General features: G+C 56.3%; 24 protein-coding genes and 1 pseudogene. 5 read left to right on the forward strand and 20 right to left on the reverse strand.

Annotated features, from left to right (window positions below):
• Nucleotides 1–94: 94 nt before the first annotated feature.
• The 3 genes from tyrB to dnaB form a co-directional block, all read right to left on the reverse strand.
• Complete coding sequence (gene tyrB / locus C5687_RS04625; RefSeq protein WP_104556501.1) at nt 95–1,288, reverse strand: aromatic amino acid transaminase; 1,194 nt, start codon at nt 1,286–1,288, stop codon at nt 95–97.
• A 117-nt stretch (nt 1,289–1,405) separates the two neighbouring features.
• Nucleotides 1,406–2,485, reverse strand: coding sequence for an alanine racemase (alr, locus tag C5687_RS04630; RefSeq protein ID WP_095450296.1), 1,080 nt, complete (start codon nt 2,483–2,485; stop codon nt 1,406–1,408).
• Between the two features lie 16 nt (nt 2,486–2,501).
• Nucleotides 2,502–3,914 (reverse strand): replicative DNA helicase, encoded by a 1,413-nt coding sequence (gene dnaB / locus C5687_RS04635; protein ID WP_025757838.1) that lies wholly within the window; start codon nt 3,912–3,914, stop codon nt 2,502–2,504.
• 60 nt (nt 3,915–3,974) lie between these two features.
• Between dnaB and C5687_RS04640 the strand changes: the two genes are divergently transcribed.
• On the forward strand, nt 3,975–4,958 hold the full coding sequence (locus C5687_RS04640) for a quinone oxidoreductase (protein ID WP_045285555.1): 984 nt from the start codon (nt 3,975–3,977) through the stop codon (nt 4,956–4,958).
• A 184-nt stretch (nt 4,959–5,142) separates the two neighbouring features.
• Here C5687_RS04640 and pspG read toward each other — a convergent pair whose 3' ends face one another.
• The 4 genes from pspG to C5687_RS04660 all read right to left on the reverse strand — a co-directional run bounded on the left by pspG (nt 5,143) and on the right by C5687_RS04660 (nt 8,571).
• Nucleotides 5,143–5,385: an envelope stress response protein PspG gene (gene pspG, locus C5687_RS04645; RefSeq protein ID WP_025757837.1), complete on the reverse strand. Its 243-nt coding sequence runs from the start codon at nt 5,383–5,385 to the stop codon at nt 5,143–5,145.
• Between the two features lie 136 nt (nt 5,386–5,521).
• Nucleotides 5,522–6,517: a tRNA dihydrouridine(20/20a) synthase DusA gene (dusA, locus tag C5687_RS04650; protein ID WP_104556502.1), complete on the reverse strand. Its 996-nt coding sequence runs from the start codon at nt 6,515–6,517 to the stop codon at nt 5,522–5,524.
• An 82-nt stretch (nt 6,518–6,599) separates the two neighbouring features.
• Complete coding sequence (locus C5687_RS04655) at nt 6,600–7,910, reverse strand: conjugal transfer protein TraF (RefSeq protein WP_025757834.1); 1,311 nt, start codon at nt 7,908–7,910, stop codon at nt 6,600–6,602.
• Between the two features lie 172 nt (nt 7,911–8,082).
• Complete coding sequence (locus C5687_RS04660; RefSeq protein WP_025757833.1) at nt 8,083–8,571, reverse strand: cupin domain-containing protein; 489 nt, start codon at nt 8,569–8,571, stop codon at nt 8,083–8,085.
• Between the two features lie 115 nt (nt 8,572–8,686).
• On the opposite strand from C5687_RS04660, the gene zur reads away from it, so the two are divergent.
• Complete coding sequence (zur, locus tag C5687_RS04665) at nt 8,687–9,199, forward strand: zinc uptake transcriptional repressor Zur (protein WP_025757832.1); 513 nt, start codon at nt 8,687–8,689, stop codon at nt 9,197–9,199.
• Nucleotides 9,200–9,248: 49 nt separating this feature from the next.
• Here zur and C5687_RS04670 read toward each other — a convergent pair whose 3' ends face one another.
• From C5687_RS04670 to C5687_RS04685, 5 genes and pseudogenes are all read right to left on the reverse strand, one after another.
• Nucleotides 9,249–9,458 carry a CsbD family protein gene (locus C5687_RS04670; protein ID WP_014882139.1) on the reverse strand — a complete coding sequence of 70 codons (210 nt, stop codon included), beginning with the start codon at nt 9,456–9,458 and terminating at the stop codon, nt 9,249–9,251.
• A gap of 49 nt (nt 9,459–9,507) precedes the next feature.
• Nucleotides 9,508–9,582: pseudogene (locus C5687_RS25250) on the reverse strand (hypothetical protein); the annotation flags it as partial.
• Entirely contained in the window at nt 9,579–10,916 is a 1,338-nt protein-coding gene (gene dinF, locus C5687_RS04675) for an MATE family efflux transporter DinF (protein WP_104556503.1), read from the reverse strand. The pseudogene C5687_RS25250 and the gene dinF, both read right to left, overlap by 4 nt.
• A 63-nt stretch (nt 10,917–10,979) precedes the next feature.
• Nucleotides 10,980–11,588, reverse strand: coding sequence for a transcriptional repressor LexA (gene lexA, locus C5687_RS04680; RefSeq protein WP_025757830.1), 609 nt, complete (start codon nt 11,586–11,588; stop codon nt 10,980–10,982).
• Nucleotides 11,589–11,696: 108 nt separating this feature from the next.
• Complete coding sequence (locus C5687_RS04685) at nt 11,697–12,065, reverse strand: diacylglycerol kinase (protein ID WP_047957539.1); 369 nt, start codon at nt 12,063–12,065, stop codon at nt 11,697–11,699.
• A gap of 154 nt (nt 12,066–12,219) precedes the next feature.
• On the opposite strand from C5687_RS04685, the gene plsB reads away from it, so the two are divergent.
• Nucleotides 12,220–14,640, forward strand: coding sequence for a glycerol-3-phosphate 1-O-acyltransferase PlsB (plsB, locus tag C5687_RS04690; RefSeq protein ID WP_025757827.1), 2,421 nt, complete (start codon nt 12,220–12,222; stop codon nt 14,638–14,640).
• Nucleotides 14,641–14,746: 106 nt separating this feature from the next.
• On the opposite strand, the gene gntU is transcribed toward plsB, so the two are convergent.
• The 5 genes from gntU to C5687_RS04715 form a co-directional block, all read right to left on the reverse strand.
• Nucleotides 14,747–16,087 (reverse strand): gluconate transporter, encoded by a 1,341-nt coding sequence (gene gntU, locus C5687_RS04695; protein ID WP_045285558.1) that lies wholly within the window; start codon nt 16,085–16,087, stop codon nt 14,747–14,749.
• A gap of 3 nt (nt 16,088–16,090) precedes the next feature.
• Nucleotides 16,091–16,618, reverse strand: a complete 528-nt coding sequence (gene gntK, locus C5687_RS04700) for a gluconokinase (RefSeq protein ID WP_025757825.1) — start codon at nt 16,616–16,618, stop codon at nt 16,091–16,093.
• A gap of 126 nt (nt 16,619–16,744) precedes the next feature.
• Nucleotides 16,745–17,740: a gluconate operon transcriptional repressor GntR gene (gene gntR / locus C5687_RS04705; protein ID WP_025757824.1), complete on the reverse strand. Its 996-nt coding sequence runs from the start codon at nt 17,738–17,740 to the stop codon at nt 16,745–16,747.
• A gap of 101 nt (nt 17,741–17,841) precedes the next feature.
• Nucleotides 17,842–18,537, reverse strand: coding sequence for a pirin family protein (locus C5687_RS04710; protein ID WP_025757822.1), 696 nt, complete (start codon nt 18,535–18,537; stop codon nt 17,842–17,844).
• Nucleotides 18,538–18,660: 123 nt separating this feature from the next.
• Nucleotides 18,661–19,698 (reverse strand): oxidoreductase, encoded by a 1,038-nt coding sequence (locus C5687_RS04715; protein WP_025757821.1) that lies wholly within the window; start codon nt 19,696–19,698, stop codon nt 18,661–18,663.
• A gap of 256 nt (nt 19,699–19,954) precedes the next feature.
• On the opposite strand from C5687_RS04715, the gene yhhY reads away from it, so the two are divergent.
• Entirely contained in the window at nt 19,955–20,443 is a 489-nt protein-coding gene (yhhY, locus tag C5687_RS04720) for an N-acetyltransferase (protein ID WP_059386348.1), read from the forward strand.
• Between the two features lie 42 nt (nt 20,444–20,485).
• On the opposite strand, the gene ggt is transcribed toward yhhY, so the two are convergent.
• On the reverse strand, nt 20,486–22,231 hold the full coding sequence (ggt, locus tag C5687_RS04725; RefSeq protein ID WP_176472248.1) for a gamma-glutamyltransferase: 1,746 nt from the start codon (nt 22,229–22,231) through the stop codon (nt 20,486–20,488).
• Nucleotides 22,232–22,354: 123 nt separating this feature from the next.
• Between ggt and C5687_RS04730 the strand changes: the two genes are divergently transcribed.
• The gene (locus C5687_RS04730) at nt 22,355–22,732 is read left to right on the forward strand and encodes a DUF2756 family protein (protein WP_095452264.1); all 378 of its coding nucleotides are present in this window, start codon (nt 22,355–22,357) and stop codon (nt 22,730–22,732) included.
• On the opposite strand, the gene ugpQ is transcribed toward C5687_RS04730, so the two are convergent.
• Both ugpQ and C5687_RS04740 read right to left on the reverse strand, forming a co-directional pair.
• Nucleotides 22,716–23,462, reverse strand: coding sequence for a glycerophosphodiester phosphodiesterase (ugpQ, locus tag C5687_RS04735; protein WP_047957535.1), 747 nt, complete (start codon nt 23,460–23,462; stop codon nt 22,716–22,718). The genes C5687_RS04730 and ugpQ overlap by 17 nt on opposite strands.
• Nucleotides 23,459–24,529, reverse strand: coding sequence for a sn-glycerol-3-phosphate import ATP-binding protein UgpC (locus C5687_RS04740; protein WP_025757813.1), 1,071 nt, complete (start codon nt 24,527–24,529; stop codon nt 23,459–23,461). The genes ugpQ and C5687_RS04740 overlap by 4 nt, the downstream gene beginning before the upstream one ends.
• Nucleotide 24,530 lies beyond the last annotated feature (1 nt).

Consider the following 24,530-nt stretch of genomic DNA (forward strand, 5'->3'; position numbering starts at 1 on the left):
CCACCGGGCGAAATTTTACACTGGTGCAAACAAAAAAGCCGGGTGGCGGCTACGCCTTACCCGGCCTACAAAGGGCATACAAGTAAGTAAATACTTACATTACAGCGGCAAATGCCTGCGCCACACGATGCACGTTACTGGCATTCAGACCTGCTACACACATACGCCCGCTGGCAATCAGATAGACGCCAAACTCTTCACGCAGGCGATCGACCTGAGCGGCGCTCAGTCCGGTGTAGCTGAACATCCCGCGCTGTTTCAGCAGATAGCCAAAGTTATGCCCCGGCACGGCCTCTTTCAGCACGTTAACCAGTTCCTGACGCATCGACAGAATACGCTTACGCATGGATTCCACTTCAGCAAGCCAGTTAGCTTTCAGCTGCTCATCACCGAGAACGGTCGCCACCACCTGCGCACCAAAGTTTGGCGGGCTGGAGTAGATACGGCGCACCGTCGCCTTCAACTGCCCCAGTACACGGCCCGCCGCTTCGGCGTCTTCGCACACCACGGAAAGGCCACCGACGCGCTCGCCGTACAGGGAGAAGATTTTCGAGAAGGAGTTACTCACCAGTGCAGGCAGCCCAGCGCTGGCAACGGCGCGGATCGCGTAGGCATCCTCTTCCATCCCTGCGCCAAAGCCCTGATAGGCAATATCGAGGAACGGGATCAGATTGCGCGCTTTCAGCACCTCAATCACTGCATCCCACTGAGCATTTGTCAGGTCTGCACCGGTCGGGTTATGGCAGCACGGATGCAGCAGGACGATACTGCGCTCCGGCAGCGTATTCAGTTTTTCCAGCAGCGCCTCAACGCGCACGCCGTTGGTTTCGCTGTCGAACCACGGGTAGGTCGACACCTTAAATCCTGCGCCTTCAAAAATCGCTACGTGGTTTTCCCACGTTGGGTCGCTGACCCACACTCCCGAATCCGGGAAATATTTTTTCAGGAAGTCGGCACCCACTTTAAGCGCACCCGACCCGCCCAGCGTCTGGATGGTCGCCACCCGTTTTTGCGCCAGCACGGCGTGATCGGCACCAAACAGCAGCGGCGCGATGGTGTTGCGGTAGCTGTTGAGCCCTTCCATCGGCAAATATAGCGACGCACCGTGCGGCGCGGCGTTCAGACGCGCTTCGGCTTCAGCGACGGCTTTCAACTGAGGAATAATGCCATCCTCGTTGTAATACAGGCCAATGCTGAGGTTCACTTTATCGCTGCGAGGATCTTCTTTGAAACGCTCCATTAAGGAGAGAATGGGGTCGCCGGCGTAGGCGTCAACTTTCTGAAACACGCGATGTCTCCGGAATTCGATGAGGCAGGGAATTCAACAATAAACCGGAAGTGGGAGAAGATCGAGTGGATGTTAATAAAGTTGAAGTGAGGTTATTGGCCTCACTTCATTGTCGGTTCAATCGATGTATTTCATCGCCACCCTTGATGTCAGGCGCGTGATAAGTTCGTAAGCACTCACTTTTGTCATTTCGGCAATGCGTTCAACAGGCAACCCTTCGCCCCACATCACCACATCGTCGCCGGGTTTATCCTGGGCGTCGGGCCCCAGATCGACGCAGATCATGTCCATCGCCACCCGCCCCACAATCTTCACTTCGCGGCCGTTGACCAGAACCGGCGTACCGGACGGCGCGGCGCGCGGATAGCCGTCGCCATAGCCCATTGCCACGACGCCGAGACGGGTATCACGCTCGCTGGTCCAGGTGCCGCCGTAACCTACCGGCTCACCCGCTTTGTGTTCGCGCACGGCAATCAGATTAGACACCAGAGACATCACCGGCTGGAAACCCAGGTCCGGTCCCCAGGGTTTGTTCTCCAGCGGCGACACGCCGTAAAGAATGATGCCCGGGCGAGCCCAGTCGAGGTGCGACTGAGGCCACAGTAAAATTCCGCCGGATGCCGCAATGGATCGCATTCCGGGCTTGCCTTCGCAGAAGGTGGTAAAGATATCCAGTTGCCGCTCGGTCTCACCGCACTCGGGCTCATCGGCGCGGGCGAAGTGGCTGACAATATTCACCGGCTGACGCACGTTTTTGCACTGGCACAAACGCTGGTAAAACGCGTCCGCGTTCTCCGGACGCACACCCAGACGGTGCATGCCCGTGTCGAGCTTCATCCACACGGTGACCGGTTCGCTTAGCTCGGCGGTTTCCAGTGCGGCGAGCTGCTCTTCGTTATGCACCGCCGTGTGAAGATGCTGGTCTGCAATGGTCGGCAAATCTGTGGCTTCGAAAAAACCTTCCAGCAGCAGAATCGGTTGCGTGATCCCCCCCGCGCGCAGGCGGAGAGCTTCTTCAAGACGGGCGACGCCAAAGGCGTCGGCATCGGGGAGCGTTCGCGCGGTCTCGAGAAGACCGTGTCCGTAAGCGTTCGCTTTCACGACTGCAACGAGCTTGCTGGCGGGTGCCAGTTCACGCAGACGTTGCAGGTTGTGTCGCAGAGCGCGGCGGTTGATGACGACTGTTGCCGCTTGCATTTGAATTCCTTAGAAATTACTCATCATCATATTGAGGACCGGCATAGTTGTCGAAACGCGACCACTGGCCGTTAAAGGTCAGACGCACCGTCCCAATCGGGCCGTTACGTTGTTTACCAATAATAATTTCGGCGATCCCTTTCAGGTCGCTGTTCTCGTGATAAACCTCATCACGGTAGATGAACATGATTAAGTCCGCATCCTGCTCGATGGAGCCGGATTCACGCAGGTCAGAGTTGACCGGACGTTTGTCGGCACGTTGTTCCAGAGAGCGGTTAAGCTGCGACAGCGCCACGACCGGCACGTGCAGCTCTTTGGCTAACGCCTTGAGCGAGCGGGAAATCTCGGCGATTTCCAGCGTACGGTTGTCGGAAAGCGACGGCACGCGCATCAGCTGAAGGTAGTCGATCATGATAAGACCGATGCCGCCGTGCTCGCGGGCGATACGGCGCGCGCGGGAACGGACTTCCGTCGGCGTCAGGCCGGAGGAGTCATCAATATAAATGTTACGTTTTTCCAGCAGAATGCCCATGGTGCCGGAGATGCGCGCCCAGTCCTCATCGTCAAGCTGACCGGTACGGATGCGGGTCTGGTCCACGCGCGACAGCGATGCCAGAGAACGCATCATGATCTGCTCGGAGGGCATCTCAAGACTGAAGATGAGTACCGGCTTGTCCTGCAACATCGCCGCGTTTTCGACGAGGTTCATCGCAAAGGTCGTTTTACCCATCGACGGACGCGCGGCGACGATAATCAAATCCGACGGCTGCAGGCCGGCGGTTTTCTTGTTGAGATCGTCATAGCCGGTGTTCACCCCGGTCACACCGTCATGCGGCTGCTGGAACAGCTGTTCGATACGGGCGACGGTGGCGTCGAGGACATCGGCGATGTTTTTCGGGCCTTCGTCTTTATTGGCGCGGCTTTCGGCGATTTTAAAGACGCGGGACTCGGCGAGGTCGAGCAGATCTTCGCTGGTGCGGCCCTGCGGATCGAAACCGGCTTCGGCGATCTCATTCGCCACTGAGATCATCTCGCGGACAACCGCACGTTCGCGCACAATGTCGGCGTAGGCGCTAATGTTCGCCGCACTTGGCGTGTTTTTCGACAATTCTGCCAGATAGGCGAACCCGCCGACGCTGTCCAGTTGACCCTGACGCTCCAGCGATTCCGCGAGCGTGATCAGGTCAATCGGGCTGCCCGACTCCTGCAGACGCGCCATTTCGGTAAAGATATGACGGTGCGGACGGGTGTAGAAATCTTCAGACACCACGCGCTCAGCGACGTCGTCCCAGCGTTCGTTATCCAGCATTAAACCGCCCAACACCGACTGTTCCGCTTCAATCGAGTGCGGCGGGACCTTTAACCCTGCGACCTGGTAATCACGCTCGCGAGGTTCAGTCTGTTTGTTGAAGGGTTTGTTTCCTGCCATAGTGAATGGAGTTACCGAGATAAAGAGTGGGTCGAAAGATTACCACATTCTGGAGGAAGCATGGCAACACGTATTGAATTTCACAAGCATGGTGGCCCTGACGTACTCAAAGCGGTGGAGTTCACCCCCGCCGCGCCTGGCGAAAATGAAGTGCAGGTCGAAAACAAAGCCATCGGCATTAACTATATCGATACCTATATTCGCGGCGGTCTCTACCCGCCTCCGTCACTGCCGAGCGGGCTGGGCACCGAGGCGGCCGGTATCGTCAGCAAAGTGGGCAGCGCGGTTAAGCATCTTAAGGAGGGCGACCGCGTGGTGTATGCGCAATCGGCTCTTGGGGCTTACAGCTCCGTCCATAACGTCCCGGCGGATAAAGCCGCCCTGCTGCCCAACGCCATCACCTTTGAGCAGGCGGCGGCCTCGTTCCTGAAGGGGTTGACCGTTTACTACCTGCTGCGCAAAACCTATGAAATAAAACCCGACGAGCAGTTCCTGTTCCATGCCGCGGCGGGTGGCGTCGGGCTTATCGCCTGCCAGTGGGCAAAAGCACTGGGCGCGAAACTGATCGGTACCGTGGGCAATGCGCAAAAAGCGCAGCGCGCGTTGCAGGCGGGCGCCTGGCAGGTCATTAACTACCGTGAAGAGAGCATTACCGAACGGCTGAAAGAGATAACCAACGGCAAAAAAGTCCGCGTCGTGTATGACTCTGTAGGGAAAGATACCTGGGAAGCCTCGCTGGATTGTCTGCAGCGTCGTGGGCTGATGGTCAGCTTCGGGAATGCGTCAGGCGCGGTGACCGGGGTAAATCTCGGCATTCTGAATCAGAAAGGCTCGCTGTACGTCACGCGCCCATCCCTGCAGGGTTACATCACCAACCGGGAAGAGCTGGAGGAAGCCAGTAACGAGCTGTTCTCGCTGATCGCCAGCGGGGTGATAAAAGTGGATGTGGCAGAGGCGCAGAAATATCCGCTAATCGATGCGCAGCGCGCACATGAGGTGCTGGAGAGTCGGGCCACGCAGGGGTCGAGTTTGCTGATTCCCTGAGCCCTGAAAAGAAATTGGGCTTCCTTAAGGAAGCCCTTTCTTTTTTTAGTTCGGCTGTATGTAGGGTACAGCTCGATGAATTCTTTAGCGGCAGCCATAGTGACAGATTCGATAAGTAAATCCTATTCTGTTCTAAGCCCTGCTGCCGGAAAAGTTACAAGTATGTGACGAACCCCTCAATACCTTAGTAACGAAAGCGGTTATTGCGCTGATAAGTGGGCAGTTTTGGTGATTTTATCGCCCGTATCACCCACACCACCGCAATGGCCAGCAGTAACCACGGCAACAGCTTGATCGTCAGGGCAAATAAACCGCCGATAACCATCACCACCGTCGCCACGACGATAGCCGCCAGAATGCCGAGCAGCGACACACCTGTCGCTAACAGCATGACAAAAAAGCCAATCACAAAAAGTAGTTCCAGCATGGTGCTCTCCCACGAGTTCCCGAGTAATGCAACAGGCATTACAAAATCCATGCCAAATCTAATCTCTTGTTCTTAAAGCAAAACGCCCCGCGAGACGTCGCAGGGCGTGGTGAATTTGACGAACTTTTAGCGAAAATTATCGCTTATCAGCCACCAGTCGCAGCGCATGCTCCAGCACATCGATATCGGCGCCGGCTTTATGCGCGTTCTCGCTCAGGTAGCGACGCCACTGGCGCGCCCCGGGGATCCCCTGGAACAGGCCGAGCATATGGCGGGTAATGTGGCCAAGATATGTGCCGTTGCTCAGCTCGCGCTCAATGTAAGGATACATGGCACGCACCACGGCAACCGGGTCGGTGTCTGCCTCTTCAACGCCAAAGATTTCGCGATCGACCGACGCCAGAATGCCCGGGTTTTGATACGCCTCGCGCCCGACCATCACACCATCCATATGTTCAAGGTGCGCTTTCGCCTCTTCCAGCGACTTAATGCCGCCGTTGATCGACATCGTCAGGTGCGGGAAATCACGCTTCAGCTGATACACGCGAGGATAGTCCAGCGGTGGAATTTCACGGTTCTCTTTTGGGCTAAGACCAGAAAGCCAGGCTTTACGCGCGTGGATGATAAACATCTCGCATTCGCCTTTCCCGGAAACCGTATTGATAAAATCGCACAGGAATTCGTAGCTGTCCTGGTCGTCAATGCCGATGCGGGTTTTGACCGTCACCGGGATGGAGACCACGTCGCGCATCGCCTTGATACAGTCCGCCACCAGCTGAGCGTTCCCCATCAGGCACGCGCCGAACATGCCGTTTTGCACGCGATCGGACGGGCAGCCGACGTTGAGGTTGATCTCGTCGTAGCCGCGCGCTTCTGCCAGCTTCGCGCACTGCGCCAGCGCGGCCGGATCGCTGCCGCCCAGCTGCAGGGCAACCGGATGCTCTTCCTCGCTATAGGCCAGATAGTCGCCCTTGCCGTGGATGATTGCGCCCGTGGTCACCATCTCGGTGTAAAGCAGCGTATGGCGGGAGAGCTGACGCAGGAAGTAGCGGCAGTGTCTGTCCGTCCAGTCGAGCATCGGCGCAATGGAAAAACGGTGTGCGGAAAAAGCAGTCTGTAATTCTGACGACATGGCGAAGTTTTAAGCATCTGGTGGAAAAGGGGCGCTACTATAGCACAAAGAAAAGCCGGAGGCGCAGCGCCTCCGGTGGACTTTAGAACGTCATGCTCAGCTGAGCCCCTGCTCCCCAGGTCTCGTCTTCGCCGTACAGACCCATCAGGTCAACATGCACGGTGCTAAACGGCGCGAAACCGACACCGCCGGTAAAGACATTGCTGTCGTTACCCTTCACGTCTGCGCGATAACCCGCCCGCACCGCCAGCCAGCTCAGCGGCGTGACTTCGGCACCGACACCAACATACTGTGACGTATCTTCGCTCTTGAAGCCCTTGGTTTCCGTCAGATCACCATCGGCGGTCAGCGTCACCAGATCGTTGTGCCAGGCGGCCCCGGCGGTCACCAGCGGACGGATCTGGTAGGTGTCTTTATAGCTCACCACTTCTCCCGTACGCCCGTTGCGGATACGGATATCTTTGGTGTCGATATCACGCGACATCAGGTTTTGTCCGCTCACGCCGACGGTCCAGTTTTCGCCGAAATCGGCCGCAATCCCGGCATCCACGTTGAAGCCCGTATCGTCTGTACGGTAGCGGCTGTCGTTCCACTTATTACTGTCGTAATCGTAGATTGAGGTCGTGTAGTTATAGACCCAGGTTTTTTGCAGTTTTGGCGTCACGCCCACGGAAACCGGAACGCCGCCAAGATCGAACTGACGGGCAATGGCAACGCCATAGTCGGACACAATTGCCGCCCGGCCAGAGGCCGTCGAGTTGAGGTTTTTGGTGATTTGGTCCGTGCCGTTCAGCGCAGCATCCAGCGCGACGCCGGCCGCGACCGCATCACTGTTTTGAATACCGCGGAGGTAATCAATATCCTGCTGGTCGATCGACGAACTCACCCGACCATGGGCGTAGCCTTTCGCCATAAACGCCACGGAAAGGACATCGTTAGGGATACTCACGGCAATGCCTGCCCCTGCCGTAGCGCGTGCGGTCTTGCCCTTGAGATAGTCCAGCTCATCAGCAAGATCTTTTGCCGCGCCCTGGAACTGGTTAATAGAACCTAATGGATTGGTGATAATTTCAACCGGCGTAAGATTATCCACCACATCCTTATAGTGATTAATTTTGTCGTTGATATTATCAATCTCGTCCTGAAGATTGTCTTCATCCGTGATCTGCGCGCCAACCGAAGGCAATATGACCGTCACATCATCGTCCGGTTTTGCCTTTGCCAGCAGCGCGGGGTTGATTAACGCCCCACTGCCATAGCTTCCCGAAGCCACGCCGGTGCCACCCATTGCGTCGCTGCGTGATTCTGTCCAGGTATTGGCTGCTCCCGCCTGATTTGCCATAAACAAGGAGACAGCAATGCTAACCACCGAAAATTTAAAATTTTTTTTCACAGTATGCCCGTTATAGTCTGTTATGAAATAACCCCTGTCTGTTATCACCCAAACAGGAACGAACTATTGCTGTGAATAAGTAGTAAAAGACCCGCTAATTCTTTCCCTAAGTAAAACTTCCTTACGGCCTGTTGTAATTTGTGACGGCCCTCAATATTTATAGAAGAGGAAATTATTTTTTCCCAGGTTTTCCATCATGCGGCCCAAAAAACTGGGGAGGATGGTCTACCCAGCGATCTTGCCGCGTGGCGGCGTACTCCGGGTTGAGCGGATAGTAGATACGGTTGTGCTTCTTGTTAGCCTCGCCAACGACCAGTAACCGAACCTCTTCGTCCGTGTTATTGATAAAGGTATGACAGATGCCGGTTCCGGCAGGAAAGCCCACGCTGTCGCCAGGCTCCAGCTTCCACAAGTAGCCATTAATCCAGGCTTCAGGGTAGCCTTCAATCACGTAAATAAACTCTTCTTCATCGCTTTCCGCGTGGGGATAGGATGTCCTGCGTCCTGGCGGCAAACGCTCATGATGGATGCCAATGCGCCCGAGCCCGAGCTTGCGGGCCAGCGGCGCACCGATGGAAAACAGCTCATCGCTGTCGGGGTAAGTCGAGTCATCCGCACCTTCAACATCACGCCAGTGCCGAATACAGTCAGGTCTTTTCATTGTTTATCTCCCGGTTTGCGATGGGTCAGGTATAGCACAGACTGGCCGATCTCGGTGTTTTTAGCAGAACATGATAAAGTGAGGGTTTTCCGTCCTATAACATCCGGGGTGCTAAATGGATAAGTCCACAAAAGAGCTGTTAGCGCAGGCCGAAAAGCTGTGCGCGCAACGCAATGTGCGCCTGACTCCGCAGCGCCTTGAAGTGTTGCGCTTGATGAGTCTGCAACAGGGTGCCATCAGCGCCTACGATCTGCTCGACCTGCTCCGCGAAAGCGAGCCGCAGGCAAAGCCACCGACGGTCTATCGTGCGCTGGATTTCCTGCTGGAACAAGGGTTTGTGCATAAAGTCGAATCCACAAACAGCTATGTGCTGTGTCATCTGTTCGATCAGCCTACCCATACATCGGCGATGTTTATTTGTGACCGCTGCGGCGTGGTGAAAGAAGAAGGTGCGGAAGGTGTGGAAGACATTATGCATACGCTGGCCGCTAAAATGGGCTTTGCCCTGCGCCATAACGTGATTGAGGCACACGGTCTGTGCTCAGCGTGTGTGGAAGTGGAAGCCTGTCGTCATCAGGACGCATGTCAGCACGACCACTCGATTCTGGTAAAGAAAAAGCCGCGTTAGCAGCAAAAGAAAAGGCGGCTTTTAAGCCGCCTCAGTGGGTTATTCAGCGTTACCAGCGGTAATCGTTACGGGTTTCCCAGTCTTTGACTTCGTTTTCCGCCTGGTCTTTTGCGTAGCCGTAACGCTCCTGAATTTTACCGACAAGCTGGTCGCGTTTACCTTCAATGACGGTCATATCGTCATCCGTCAGCTTACCCCACTGTTCTTTCGCTTTACCTTTGAACTGCTTCCAGTTGCCGCCGATTTCGTCTTTATTCATCATCGTGTCCTCTTCGTTAAGCGTCGGGTCGTAACGTCCGTTACGTTCTTTTCTGCTGGACGTGATAATTATTGTAGTTAAGGATTCCGCTGTTAGTTTTATATTCGGAATCTTTAACCGTCACGATATATCGTGGCGTGAGGGGAACCAGGTATTGTTTTGCCAGTGTCGGCGCCAGATAAACGCCAGCGATAACCCGCGCAGTGAGAGAAAGACGGCCAACGCCAGCCATAAACCGTGGTTACCAAGCCACGGAAGCGTCAGCAGCGTCAGGCCAAACCCGGCCGCCGCAACAGCCATGCTGTTACGCATTTCGGCTCCGCGCGTCGCGCCAATAAACATGCCGTCCAGCAGATAACACCAGACACCCACCACCGGCAAAATGACCTGCCAGATGAGATAATGGCTCGCCAGTTCGCGCAGTGCCGGCAGGGAGGTGAGTAACGCGATAATCTGTTCGCCAAAGCAGGCGTAAATCAGCGCGAATGCCAGCGCCACCAGACCCGACTGTCGACAGGCCGCCCGCCAGACATCCCGCAGATGCCCGCTTTCCCGTGCGCCATACGCCTGCCCCGAATGCGCTTCAACCGCATAGGCAAAGCCGTCCAGCGCATAGGCGGTAAAGGTCAGCAGCGTCATCAGGACGGCATTAACCGCAACGATGTCTGGCCCGAGCCGTGCGCCAAAGACCGTTAGTGCACCAAAGCAGAGTTGAAGCAGCAATGAACGCAGCATGATGTCACGGTTGAGCGCCAGCAGCTTACGGATATTGCCGCGCCAGGCGGTTTTGAGCAGCGTAAGGGAGATCCCGCGCATCACCAGCACACGCCAGACCATCCACAGACCAATAATAAAGGTCCCGTATTCGGCAATCGCCGTCGCCAGCGCTGCCCCCTGCACGTTCATCTGCAGCCCCATTACCAACCAGACATCCAGCACAATGTTGAGCAGGTTGCCCACCACCAGCAGAATGACAGGCGCACGGGCATACTGGACGCCCAGGAGCCACCCCAGCAGAACCAGATTAGCCAGCGAGGCGGGCGCGCTAAGCCAGCGGATTTCAAGAAAACGCCGCGCCTGTTCCAGTACTGCCTCGCTGCCGCCAACGATATGGAGTGCAAGGTCAATCAGGGGAGCGCGCAGTAAAACGATCAACGCCCCTGCGCCAAGCGCAAGCATCATCGGCTGTACCAGCGCACGCGCCAGACGCAACGGATCTTTTGCACCGTAAGCCTGCGCGGTAAGGCCGGTCGTACTCATGCGCAAAAAGAGCAGCAACATGAACAGAAAGCTGGTTGCCGTCGCGCCAATCGCCACGCCGCCAAGATAAACAGGCGAATCCAGATGACCAATAACGGCGGTATCGACCAGCCCCAGCAAGGGCACGGTGATATTGGAGAAAATCATCGGCAAAGCAAGACGCCACAATGCCTTATCGGATGCCGTCAGCAGTGACATGAAAAATACCGGAAGTGGAAAATGAATCAGGCTACAGCGGAGCTGTAGCCTGTCAGGAAAAGATTAAAGCCATTCACCGTTGCGAATCACCCCAACCGCCAGCCCTTCGATAGAGAAGTTCTGTTCACGGAGGTCCACCACAATCGGGGAGAACTCGCTGTTTTCAGGCAGTAACTGTACGGTGTTACCCTGTTTTTTCAGACGCTTGACGGTCACTTCATCATCAATACGTGCGACCACAACCTGGCCGTTTCGTACATCCTGCGTTTTGTGAACCGCAAGCAGATCGCCATCAAGAATGCCGATGTCTTTCATCGACATACCGCTTACGCGCAGCAGGAAATCAGCGCTCGGTTTGAACATGCCAGGATCGACCTGGTAATGGCCTTCAATATGCTGCTGAGCCAGTAAAGGCTCACCTGCAGCAACACGCCCTACCAGCGGAATGCCCGTCTCTTCTTCCACCAGCAGGCGGATACCCCGTGACGCGCCCGAAACAATCTCAATGACACCCTTACGCGCCAGCGCTTTCAGGTGTTCTTCGGCAGCATTCGGAGAACGGAAGCCCAGACGCTGCGCGATTTCCGCACGCGTGGGTGGCATACCCGTCTGGCCGATATGATCCCGAATGAGATCAAACACCTCTTGCTGCCTGGTCGTTAACGCTTTCATTCCGCCCCCTGGGTGTATATACAGTTATGCTGTGAGTATATACAGTCAAAGGCGATTTTGGAACCAAAAACTGCACAAAAAACCAGGGACTTAATTATTCCTCGAGGCTCATCGGAAATGTGACCAAAGCAGCGTGACCCAGGTGATAACGGCAGTGATAATCGCCAGCAACACGGCAGCAGAGCCCATGTCTTTTGCCCGGCCTGAAAGTTCGTGGAAATCAGAGCCGATACGATCCACAACGGCCTCAATAGCGCTATTCAGAATTTCCACTATCATCACCAACAATACGGATCCGATCAGAAGAACGCGCGTTATCGCATCAATATCAAGGAAACAGGCGATAATCACCGCGACAATCGCGGCGATGCCCTCCTGGCGGAAGGCCGCTTCGTTGACCCACGCGGCGCGAAAACCTTTCCAGGAGTAGCCAGCAGCTTTGATGATTCGGGTTAACCCAGTGGTATTATTGGCCATTAAAAGAACCTTTTTTAAAAAAGAGCGTCAGTAACAGGGGCCGTAACGCGTTTCGCTACAGCCTGAAGTATGACGGGTAACAACAGAAATTTTGCGCGCTTTCTGTTATCCTTGCGCCGCAATTGCATTATTAACCAGAGGCTTTACATCGTTTATGTCCGGCTGGCCACGAATTTACTACAAATTACTTAATTTACCATTAAGCATCCTGGTAAAAAGCAAGTCTATCCCAGCAGAACCCGCGCTGGAATTGGGGCTCGATACGTCGCGTCCCATTATGTATGTTTTGCCTTATAACTCGAAGGCAGACTTACTGACGCTTCGCGCCCAGTGTCTGGCGCATGACTTACCTGACCCGCTTGAACCGCTGGAAGTTGACGGTACGCTGCTGCCGCGCTACGTGTTCATCCACGGTGGGCCGCGTGTGTTTACCTATTACACGCCAAAGGAAGAGTCCATCAAGCTGTTCCATGACTATCTCGACCTGCACCGCAGCAATCCTGACCTGGATGTACAGATGGTGCCGGTGTCGGTGATGTTTGGTCGCCGCCCGGGCCGCGAAAAAGGGGAAGAGAACCCACCGTTGCGCATGCTTAACGGCATCCAGAAGTTCTTTGCGGTCTCCTGGCTGGGACGCGACAGTTTCGTCCGTTTCTCCCCTTCCGTGTCGCTGCGTCGAATGGCGGACGAGCACGGCACCGACAAGATCATCGCGCAAAAACTGGCGCGCGTGGCGCGTATGCACTTCGCCCGTCAGCGCCTGGCTGCCGTCGGGCCACGTCTCCCGGCGCGTCAGGATCTGTTCAACAAATTGTTGGCCTCCAAAGCGATTGCCCGCGCCGTTGAAGATGAAGCGCGCAGCAAGAAAATTTCGCATGAGAAAGCCCAGCAGAACGCCATTGCGCTGATGGAAGAGATCGCCGCGAATTTCTCTTACGAGATGATTCGCCTTTCCGACCGTATTCTCGGCTTTACCTGGAACCGCCTCTATCAGGGCATCAACGTTCATAATGCCGAGCGTGTACGTCAGCTGGCGCATGATGGCCATGAGATTGTTTATGTTCCCTGCCACCGCAGCCACATGGACTACCTGCTTCTGTCTTATGTGCTCTATCACCAGGGGCTGGTGCCGCCGCACATCGCTGCCGGGATTAACCTGAACTTCTGGCCAGCAGGCCCGATTTTCCGCCGACTGGGTGCCTTCTTTATTCGTCGTACCTTCAAGGGCAACAAGCTCTACTCCACCGTATTCCGTGAATATCTGGGCGAGCTGTTCAGCCGTGGCTATTCCGTGGAGTACTTCGTGGAGGGCGGTCGTTCCCGTACCGGGCGTCTGCTCGATCCGAAAACCGGCACGCTGTCGATGACCATCCAGGCGATGCTGCGCGGAGGAACCCGTCCCATCACGCTGGTGCCAATCTACATTGGCTATGAGCACGTGATGGAAGTCGGAACTTACGCCAAAGAGCTGCGTGGGGCGACCAAAGAGAAAGAGAGCCTGCCGCAGATGCTGCGTGGCCTGAGCAAGTTACGCAACCTCGGCCAGGGCTACGTCAACTTTGGCGAGCCGATGCCGCTGATGACGTACCTGAACCACCACGTTCCGGAGTGGCGCGAGTCCATTGACCCTATCGAAGCGGTTCGTCCGGCCTGGCTGACGCCAACGGTCAATGGCATCGCCTCTGAGTTGATGGTGCGCATTAACAACGCCGGTGCGGCTAACGCCATGAACCTGTGCTGTACGGCGCTTCTGGCTTCACGTCAACGTTCGCTAACCCGTGAACAGCTGACAGAGCAGCTGGACTGCTATCTGGATATGATGCGCAACGTGCCGTATTCGGTTGATTCAACCGTGCCTTCTGCAACGGCCAGTGAGCTTATCGATCACGCGTTGCAGATGAACAAGTTCGAAGTCGAAAAAGACACCATCGGCGACATCATCATTCTGCCGCGCGAGCAGGCCGTGCTGATGACGTACTACCGCAACAACATTACCCACATGCTGATGCTGCCGTCGCTCATGGCGGCCATTATTACCCAGCATCGTCGCATCTCGCGCCAGGCGCTGTTGCACCACGTTGAGACACTCTACCCGATGCTGAAAGCGGAGCTGTTCCTGCGCTGGAGCAAAGACGAGCTGGCGGGCGTGCTGGATAAGCTGACCGAAGAGCTGCGTCGTCAGGGGTTGATCACCGTGACGAATGACGAGTTGCACATCAATCCGTCACGCTCCCGTACCCTGCAGCTGCTGGCGGCCGGTGCGCGCGAAACGCTGCAGCGCTACGCCATTACGTTCTGGCTGCTGAGTGCGAACCCGTCCATCAACCGCGGTACGCTGGAGAAAGAGAGCCGGACGCTGGCACAACGCCTGTCCGTGCTGCACGGCATTAACGCGCCTGAATTCTTCGACAAAGCGGTCTTCAGCTCCCTGGTTCTGACGCTGCGTGATGAAGGTTATATCAGTGATACGGGTGATGCCGAGCCGGAAGAGACGCTGAAGGTTTACCAGATGCTGGCAGAGCTGATCACCTCAGACGTGCGCCTGACGATTGAGAGCGCCACGCAGGGCGAGTAATACAATGCCGGGTTATGGCCCGGCCTGACGCCCTGGATAATAAAAAGGCCCGGTAAGCGCTAACGCTACCGGGCCTTATTTTTTGAGCGTTGTTAACGCGTCGCGTTTAGCTCAATAGCGTAAACGCAATCATTCCGACAATCGCCCCTGTCGTGCCAAGGATGGTTTCCATCAGCGTCCAGGTTTTCAGGGTTTGCGCTTCGGTGGCGCCGGTAAACTTGCCGAACAGCCAGAATCCGGCATCGTTAACGTGAGAGACCACAATCGAACCGCCCGCGATACAGACAGAAAGCGCGGCCATCTGTGCACCAGAGTAGTTGAGCTGTTCAATCACCGGCATCACCAGACCCACGGCGGTTAAACACGCCACGGTTGCGGAACCCTGGATGATACGCACCGCCGCCGCCAGCACGAAGCAGGTGACTGCAATCGGTAGCCCCATCCCGGTCAGCGCTTCGCCCAGCGCCGGGCCGACGCCAGAATCCACCAGCACCTGCTTGAACACGCCGCCGGCACCGATCACCAGCAGGATAATCCCCGCAGGCTGCAGCGCTGCACCGCAGATTTCCATCACCCGGTCTTTCGCCATTCCCTGACGCATCGCCAGGCCGTAAATCGCTACCAGACAGGCCACCAGGATCGCCGTGAACGGATGACCAATAAACTCAAACCACTCATACGCGGTGGAGCCTACCGGCACAAAGCGCGCGGCGATGGTTTTCAGGCCCACGAGAACCAGCGGCAGCAGGATCAGCGACAGACTGAAACCAAAGGAGGGCATTTTGCCTTCGCCCAGGTGCGGCTCGGTGACATCATCCGGGATGTGCAGTTCAACGTAACGGCTGATGAAGTTGCCCCACAGCGGGCCGGCAATAATCATCCCCGGGATCGCCGCACACAGGCCAATCAGGATCATCCAGCCAAAGTCAGCATGCATCTGGGAGGCCAGCAGCATTGGCGCGGGCCCGGGTAGCAGAAACGCTGCCGCTGCCGCCACGCCCGCAAAAAGCGGAATCACCAGCTTCACGAGGTTAGTGCCGGTATGGCGCGCCATAGAGAACGCCACGCTAATCAGCAGCACCACGGCAACTTCAAAGAACAGCGGCAGCGCGCAGATCAGTCCCGCCAGACCTATCGCATAATGTGCGCGGCTGTGGCCGAAGGATTTCAGCATCTTGACGGCAATCTGATCGACCGCGCCCGTCTCGTGCAAAATCTTGCCAAACATGGCGCCCAGCGCGACCACAATCGCCAGGAAGCCCAGCGTGCCACCCATCCCTTTTTCCATTGTCGCGGCGATCTTGTCGAGCGGCATACCGGAAAAGAGACCTGCACCAATAGAAACCACCATCAAGGCAACAAAGGCATGCATACGTGCCTTCATCACTAAAAACAGCAGCAGCAATACGGAACCCACTGCTGTCAAAACTAGCGTTAATGTACTCAAAACTTACTGCCTTTTATTAATGACCTCGATGGTGCTGGCAACAACACCCTCCAGTGACTGATCGATATCAACCACTAAGACGTCTTTCTCATCTTCACCCGGCTCCTGCAGCGCTTCGAACTGCGTCACCAGCATCTGCGTTTTGAAGAAGTGACCTTTACGCGCCTTCAGGCGGCTTTCAATCACCTCGAAATCACCTTTCAGGTAGATGAACGAGAGGTTCGGATTGCCGTCACGCAGCAGATCGCGGTAGGTTTTTTTCAGCGCGGAGCAGACGATCAGGGAAACTTTGTTGGTGCGCTGCATGGCGAACGCGGCGTCATTCAGCGCCTGCAACCACGGTTTGCGGTCGTCGTCGTTCAGCGGCTCGCCGGAGGCCATTTTCATGATGTTGCTGCGCGGATGGAGGAAGTCGCCATCAAGAAACGCAGCATGGAGTTGATGCGCCACTTCGCTGGCCACGGCTGATTTCCCGCTACCGGAAACGCCCATCAGGACGTAAACGTGGTGATCATGATTAGTCGTGCTCAAAGGGTGTCCCTCAGTCAATAGTTACGGGTAACAGTTATCGGTAACATTGTCCTGCCGGGGCAAAAGAGAAGCAATATCCAAACGTGCGCGAAGTGAATAAGTGTGAGCTACTTCAAATTTGTCGATTCAAATAGATCCACCCGGTGACAAGGTGAAACCTAAATCTAACATTTTCGGCGTAACCGTCTCACCCCGAATGCGCGCCAGCAGGCGTTCTGCACCAATGCGCCCCATGCGTTCACGCGGCGTCAGCACGCTCGCCAGACGCGGCTCCATCACCTGACCAATGTCGTGGCCGTGGAAACCGGCGATGGCCATATCGTCAGGGATCTTCAGCCCCAGACGCTGGCACTCAAACGCCGCGCCGACCGCAAGGTCATCGTTGGTACAGAAAATACCGTCCAGTTGCGGATACTCGCGTCGTGCCTGACGCATCAGCTCAATACCCGAGGTGTAGGAAGAGGACTGCTCCACCATCACGCTGTACGGGGTTAAGTTTGCGTCGAGCATCGCCTGCTCGTATCCCTTCTGTTTGATGATAGTACGTTCATCCAGACGCGCACCCAGATAGGCGATATGACGATGTCCGCGGGCGATGATTGCCGCTGTCATCTGCCGCGCCGCTTCGAAGTTATCAAAGCCGACGGCGATATCGAGGCACGGCGACTGGCTGTCCATGAGCTCCACCACCGGAATACCGGCGACTTCAATCATCTTCAGCGTGCGGGGAGTGTGAGTACGTTCGGTTAAAATCAGGCCGTCGATGTTCCAGGAAAGCATCGATTCAAGACGCTCCTCTTCCAGTTCCGGCTTGTACCCGTAGTGGGCGAGCATGGTCTGGTAACCAAAGGCGTCGGTGACGCTTTCAATGCCGCGCAGCACTTCGGCAAACACCTGGTTGGTTAAAGAAGGCAGGAGGACGCCCACCGCACGGCTGGTCGCATTGGAGAGGATATCGGGCGCACGGTTGGGGATATAACCCAGTTCATCAAGGGCAGCAGCAATCTTGCCACGCAATGCCACGGAAACCTGCTCCGGGTTACGTAAAAAACGGCTGACCGTCATTTTGGTCACACCGACGCGATCGGCGACATCCTGAAGTACGGGGCGTTTCTTTTTCATCGTCCTGAGAAATCTTGAAGAGAGAGATTTGCTCAGTTTATCACGGACAAAGCCCATCCTTCCCCTGTCAAAGGGAAGGATGGGTATTTATTTATGTTTTATTACACCGGCGGCAGGTCAAACAGCAGAATTTCACTTTCGCTGTCGGCATGCACGGAGAGCGCCTGCTCATCCCAGACTGCCAGACCATCGGCGGTTGTCGCTTTCGTACCGTTGATGGAGACTTCACCTTTCACCACCTGGATCCAGACGCGGCGGTTAGCGGCAATCTGATGTACAGACTGTTCATCTTTCGCCAGCGCCCAGCGGTACAATTCCATATCCTGATGTACTTTCAGGGAACCGTCGCGCGCATCCGGGGACAGTACCAGCTGTTTGCCCTGTTTCGCGTCGAAGCGGCGCTGCTCATAGCGCGGCGTGATGCCGGTCTCTTCTGGAATGATCCAGATTTGATACAGGTGCAATTTTTCCGTTTTGCTCGGGTTGTACTCGGAGTGACGTACCCCGGTACCCGCACTCATAATCTGGAACTCGCCCGCCGGAACCTGCTCTTTGTTGCCCATGCTGTCCTGGTGCTCCACCGCGCCTTCCAGCACATAGGTGAGGATTTCCATGTCTTTGTGCGGATGGGTACCGAAGCCCTGGCCTGCATCAATGACGTCATCGTTAATCACGCGCAGGGCGGAGAAGCCCATAAAATTCGGGTCGTAGTAGTCGGCAAACGAGAATGAATGCCATGAGTCCAGCCAGCCATGATTCGCGTGACCACGTTCGTTTGCTTTGCGTAAGTAGATCATTGTTTTCACCCTCAGTTCGTTTCGATGGAGTAAGTGTGGACGCAAACGGTCTGGGATCATAGAGGGTGAAAATTGACTCCTCTGTTCAAAAATTATGAACAAGCGCAGAGGAGCCATTTTTGCTTATTTCGCGAGGGTTACCGTGGCAGGAGAAGCCTGTTCAAAGGCCCGCTCAAGGATTTCGAGGTTGGTCAGAACGTCAGATTCCTTGACGTAATTCGGCGTGCCGCGAGTCAGGGTCGCAAACAGTGCGTCATAGACGCGGCCATAGTCGCCGGTTTCTGGCGTAAGCTCTTCTCGGACCGTCACCCCCTCAGCGTTGACGTACTCCAGCACGCCCACTGAATCATCCGCCGCAAAGCCCGGTTCACCCGGCATGATGTTGGCCTTCAGGCTGGTCTCCTGCTGGTCGATACCGTATTTGATAAACGAACCTTTGGTGCCGTGAACGATAAATTTCGGGTAGTCGATTTTCACCAGATGGCTGGTCTTAACGATGGCTTTGAGATCGCCGTAAAACAGCTGCGCTTCAAAGGTGTCATCCGGGTTGGCTTTGTTGCGCAGGCTGCGAATGTCGTACGCCACGTGGTCAGGTCGACCAAACAGGGAGATGATCTGATCCATCGTATGGACGCCGAGACCGTAGAAGGAACCGTCCTGCGGCAGGCCGGGTTGGGTTTCCGCCACCGGACGGTAGTAGTCGAAGTGGCTTTCGATTTCCACGATCTCGCCCAGCTTGCCGCTCTCAATCGCTTTTTTCGCCGTCAGGAAGCAGCTGTCAAAGCGTCGGTTCTGATACGGCGTGACGGTCAGGCCTTTGCTTTTCGCCAGCGCGAATAGCGCCTTCGCTTCGGCGATAGTCGGGGTGAAGGGCTTTTCTACCAGCACGTTTTTGCCCGCTTCGAGCGCGCGTTTCGCATAGTCAAAATGGCTGTCGGCATGGGTACAGACGACGACCAGGTTAACCTGCGGGTCGCCCAGCACCTCATCCAGATCGCTGGTGAAATGAATATGGGAATACTGCGGGGATTGCTCTTCAGGCTTCGCGCGGCGACGGTAGATATGCGCCACATGCCAGCTGTCTTTACGGTTGAGGACATACGGAAGGTGATAGCGGGTGGTGCTTTTACCAAATCCAATAAATGCGCAATGTAGTGTCATGGCTCAGTCCTTTTGGAAGGTTACTGAGTCTAACCATAACAAAAAAAAAGCCAGCTAAAAGCTGGCTAAAGTAATACTGGAAGCAATGTGAGCAATGTCGTGCTTTCAGGTTCCCGTAGCGGTCTTCCTGAATGCAAAGCAATAATAATCATTCTCATTCGCACTTGTCCAATACTTTTTGCAAAAAATAGCGGTTGACTCAAATTTTAAACTCATTGATGTTGGAAGGGACATTTAACTGACTGAGGAACAAGGAATGAGTGAGATAGTGATACGCCATGCGGAACCGAAAGATTATGACGCCATTCGTCAGATCCACGCCCAGCCGGAGGTGTACCACAACACACTACAGGTTCCTCATCCCTCTGAGCAGATGTGGCAAGAACGGCTATCCGACCAGCCCGGCATCAAGCAGCTCGTCGCCTGCATAGACGGTCAAGTCGCCGGCCATCTGTGCATCGCCGTCGCGCAACGCCCGCGCCGCAGCCATGTGGCTGATTTTGGGATTTGTGTCGGCGCGCAGTGGCAAAACCGGGGCGTTGCCAGCGCGCTGATGCGCACCATGATTGATATGTGCGATAACTGGCTGCGCGTTGACCGCATTGAGCTGACGGTGTTTGTCGATAACGAACCGGCGATTGCGGTGTACAAAAAACACGGGTTCGAAATTGAAGGCACCGGCAAGCGCTATGCCCTGCGCAACGGTGAATATGTGGACGCGTATTATATGGCGAGAATGAAGTAACACATTCCCCTCTCCCCAATGGGGAGAGGGTGAGGGGAACCGTTAATACCCCGCCGTTAAATCATCCACCGAACGCGGGTCTGACGCGCCAAACAGCGCCCCGTCTGGACCCACCATAATGCTCTGGGTACTGCCCATCGCCTCTTTCACTGCCACCTTCTGTCCGCGCTGCTCCAGCAGTTTAAGGGTGTCCGGGCTAAAGCCCTTCTCAACGCGCAGTTCATCCGGCAGCCACTGGTGATGGAAACGTGGCGCGTTGGTCGCTTCCGCGACGTTCATCCCAAAATCGATACTGTTCACCACCATCTGCAGCACGGTGGTGATAATCCGGCTGCCGCCCGGACTGCCCGTCACCAGCCAGGTCTTACCGTCTTTCACCACGATAGTGGGCGACATAGACGACAGCGGGCGTTTCTTCGGCCCTACCGCGTTCGCATCGCCGCCGACCAGCCCGTAGACGTTCGGCACGCCCGGCTTGGCGGAGAAGTCATCCATCTCGTTGTTGAGCAGAATGCCGCTGTTGCCCGCCACAATCCCGGTACCAAACGTGGTGTTGAGCGTATAGGTCACCGCAACTGCGTTACCGTCTTTATCCACCACCGAGAAGTGGGTGGTCTGGTTGCTCTCGTACGGTGCCAGCTTGCCGGGGCGGATCTCGCTCGACGGCTTAGCCTTATTGATATCAATCTGATCGGCAATGGATTTGGCATACGCCTTGTTGGTCAGCGCCTGCCACGGCACCTTCACGAAGTCCGGGTCGCCGAGGTACTCCGACCGGTCAGCGTAGGCGCGTTTCTCCGCTTCCGCCATTATCTGCATGGCATCCGCACTGCCGAAGCCGAACTTGTGCATATCAAAGTTTTCGAGAATGTTGAGGATCTGCACGATGTGAATGCCCCCGGAAGACGGCGGTGGCATGGAGAAGACCTCGTAGCCGCGATAGGTTCCGCTAATCGGCTCGCGCTCTACCGCTTTGTACTCCGCCAGGTCCGCTTTGGTGATGAGCCCGCCGTTCTTTTGCATCTCTTGCGCAATCTGGTCGGCAATCGCCCCTTTGTAGAACGCGTCCGGACCGTGCTCCGCAATCAGCTCCAGGCTTTTGGCAAGGTTCTTCTGCACCAGTTTATCGCCCTTCTTCAGCGGCTCGCCGTCTTTCCAGAAGATAGCCTTACTGTTCTCGTGATGGGGAATGACTTCGCTGCCGTAGGTTTTGAGGTCGTCGGCCAGGGCGTCATTCACGATAAAACCTTCCCGCGCCAGTTTTATCGCAGGCTGGACCACTTTATTCAGCGGCATCGTGCCGTATTTTTCCAGCGCCAGCGAGAAGCCCGCAACGGTGCCCGGCGTGCCGGAGGCGAGATGCGACGTCAGGGATTTTTTACTGTCGGGGTTACCCTGATCGTCGAGGAACATATCGCGGGAAGCCTGAGCAGGCGCCATCTCGCGGAAGTCGATGGCGGTGGTTTTCCCGTCTTTGGTGCGCAGCATCATAAAGCCGCCACCGCCCAGGTTCCCGGCCTGCGGATGCGTCACCGCCAGCGCGTAGCCGACCGCCACCGCGGCATCCACCGCATTACCGCCCTGCTTAAGAATATCGACGCCCACTTTCGTTGCCAGCGCATCCACAGAGGCCACCATGCCATGCGTTGCCCGCACGGGATGAAAGACATCTTCCTCCACGCCGTAAGAGACCGGAGGCGCCGCTGGCGGGTTGGCCGCCACGCTAAATGTGCCGCCTGCCATCAGCGCAGCGATGGCGACCCAGCGCAAAAACGTTGGTTTCATCATTATTGTTCTCCAGGTGAAGGGATCCATATTCCCCGCTTAAGCCTGGTTCACAACTCCTAAAAAATCATCGTCATGGTGAAATCAGGGTAAACTTAAGAGAGACCTCAAGAGGAGGAAATGACAATGAAACGCTTGATGATTCTTACGGCGCTGATCCCATTTGCCGCGCTCGCACAGCCACTCAATACGATGAATAACCCGAACCAGCCGGGTTACGTTATCCCGAGCCAGCAGCGTATGCAGACCGAGATGATGAGCCAGCAACAACAGCAAAAAGGGATGCTGAACCAGCAGCTAAAAACCCAGACCCAGCTGCAGCAGCAGAGTCTGCAAAATCAGATGAACGCCAACACCCAGCGCGTGCAGCAGGGCCAGGTCCGCGAGCAGCCACTGCCCAATAAGAACGGCGGGATGTTAGGTGGCATGACGTCGTCAGGCAGCGGGCAGCAGCATATGCTGCCGCCGCAGTCGAATGGCAGTATGCTTAATCCGCAGAACTAAAGTCCGGACCGATCAGGTCAATTGCATCGGTACAGATGCAGTCCACGCCCCAGCGCAGCAGCTCGGCCGCACGCTGGGGTTTGTTGACGGTGTAGACCAGAATATGCAGCCCTTCCGCTTTCAACATCTTCACCCGCGCCTCATCCAGCAGCTTGTGGTTAAGGTGAATAGACACGCAGCCTAAACGCGTCGTCAGCTCGCGCCAGTCTTCACGCCACTCGTCCAGCAATAGCCCGCGCGGCAGCGCCGGTACGGCTGCCTGTGCGGCTTCCAGCGCGTCGATTTCAAACGAAGAGAGCAGCGGTGGCGTCATCCCTTCCCACAGCTCGCGCGCGGCAAGAGCAATCACCTTGCCCGTCAGCGGCCCGGTGCCGGTGGTCGGTTTAATTTCGATATTGGCCATCATGCCGTGCTGACGGCAACGGTCGGCCACTTCCGCCAGCAGCGGCAGCGGCTCGCCCTTAAATTCGCCGCTGTACCAGCTTCCGGCGTCCACTTTCAGCAGATCGCGCCACGGCAGTTCACCCGCCACGCCCCAGCCGTTGCTGGTTCGCTCAAGGTTATCGTCGTGCAGCAGGAAAATTTCGCCGTCTTTTGACAGCTTAGCGTCGAACTCGATCATCGTGTGGCCGTAGCGCGCGCCAACATCGATTGCCGCCAGGGTGTTCTCCGGCGCCAGTTTACCGCCGCCCCGGTGGGCGACGATGTGGGGATAAGGCCAGTTGCTCATACTCGTTGTCCTGTTTCACCGTCAAATAAGTGCAGGTGATTTTCCGGCAGATGCAGCCACAGCGTGCTGCCCGCTTTCGGGCGCTCCTGATGCGCAAGACGCACCACCATTTTTTGCTCGCCCCAGCGCCCGTGCGCGAGGTTATCCGCGCCCAGCATCTCCAGCGTATCCATCACCAGCGGCACGCCGCCGTCCGCCTGTGAGGTTAAACCGATATGCTCCGGGCGGATACCGAGCGTCATCTTACGCCCGGCGTAGCCACGATAGTACCAGTTGATGGGCAATGCCATCCCGCTTTCCAGCTCAAAGTGCGTGCCCGAGTTGCTGATGCGGCCTTCCAGCAGGTTCATCGCCGGGCTGCCGATAAAGCTCGCCACAAAGCGGGTCGCCGGTTTTTCATAGACTTCCACCGGGGTGCCAATCTGCTCAGCGATGCCTTTGTTCATCACCATCACCCGCTGGGCCAGAGTCATGGCTTCGACCTGATCGTGGGTAACGTACAGGGAGGTGGTTTTCAGACGACGATGCAGCTGCTGCAGCTCAAGACGCATCTGCACACGCAGCTTGGCGTCAAGGTTAGAGAGGGGTTCATCGAACAGGAACACCGCTGGATCGCGCACAATAGCGCGCCCCATCGCCACGCGCTGGCGCTGGCCGCCGGAGAGCTCGCGCGGACGGCGCTTCAGCAGGCCATCCAGCTCCAGAATACGCGCCGCCTCTTTCACGCGCTCCGCAATATGACCTTTGCCCATGCCGCGGATTTTCAGCCCCCAGGCCATGTTCTCTTCCACGCTCATGTGCGGGTACAGCGCATAGTTCTGGAACACCATCGCGATGCCGCGGTCTTTCGGCTCCATCTCGGTCACGCGCTGGCGGTCAATCCAGATATCGCCAGAGGTCACGCGCTCCAGCCCCGCCACCATGCGCAGCAGGGTGGATTTGCCGCAGCCGGACGGGCCGACCATGACGATGAATTCCCCGTCCGCCACGTCGAGCGTGAGCGGCTGGATCACCTGGGTTTTGCCGTCCCAGCTTTTGGTTACTGCCTGAAGTTTTAAACCTGCCATC

Source organism: Enterobacter sichuanensis (assembly GCF_002939185.1).
GTDB lineage: Bacteria > Pseudomonadota > Gammaproteobacteria > Enterobacterales > Enterobacteriaceae > Enterobacter > Enterobacter sichuanensis.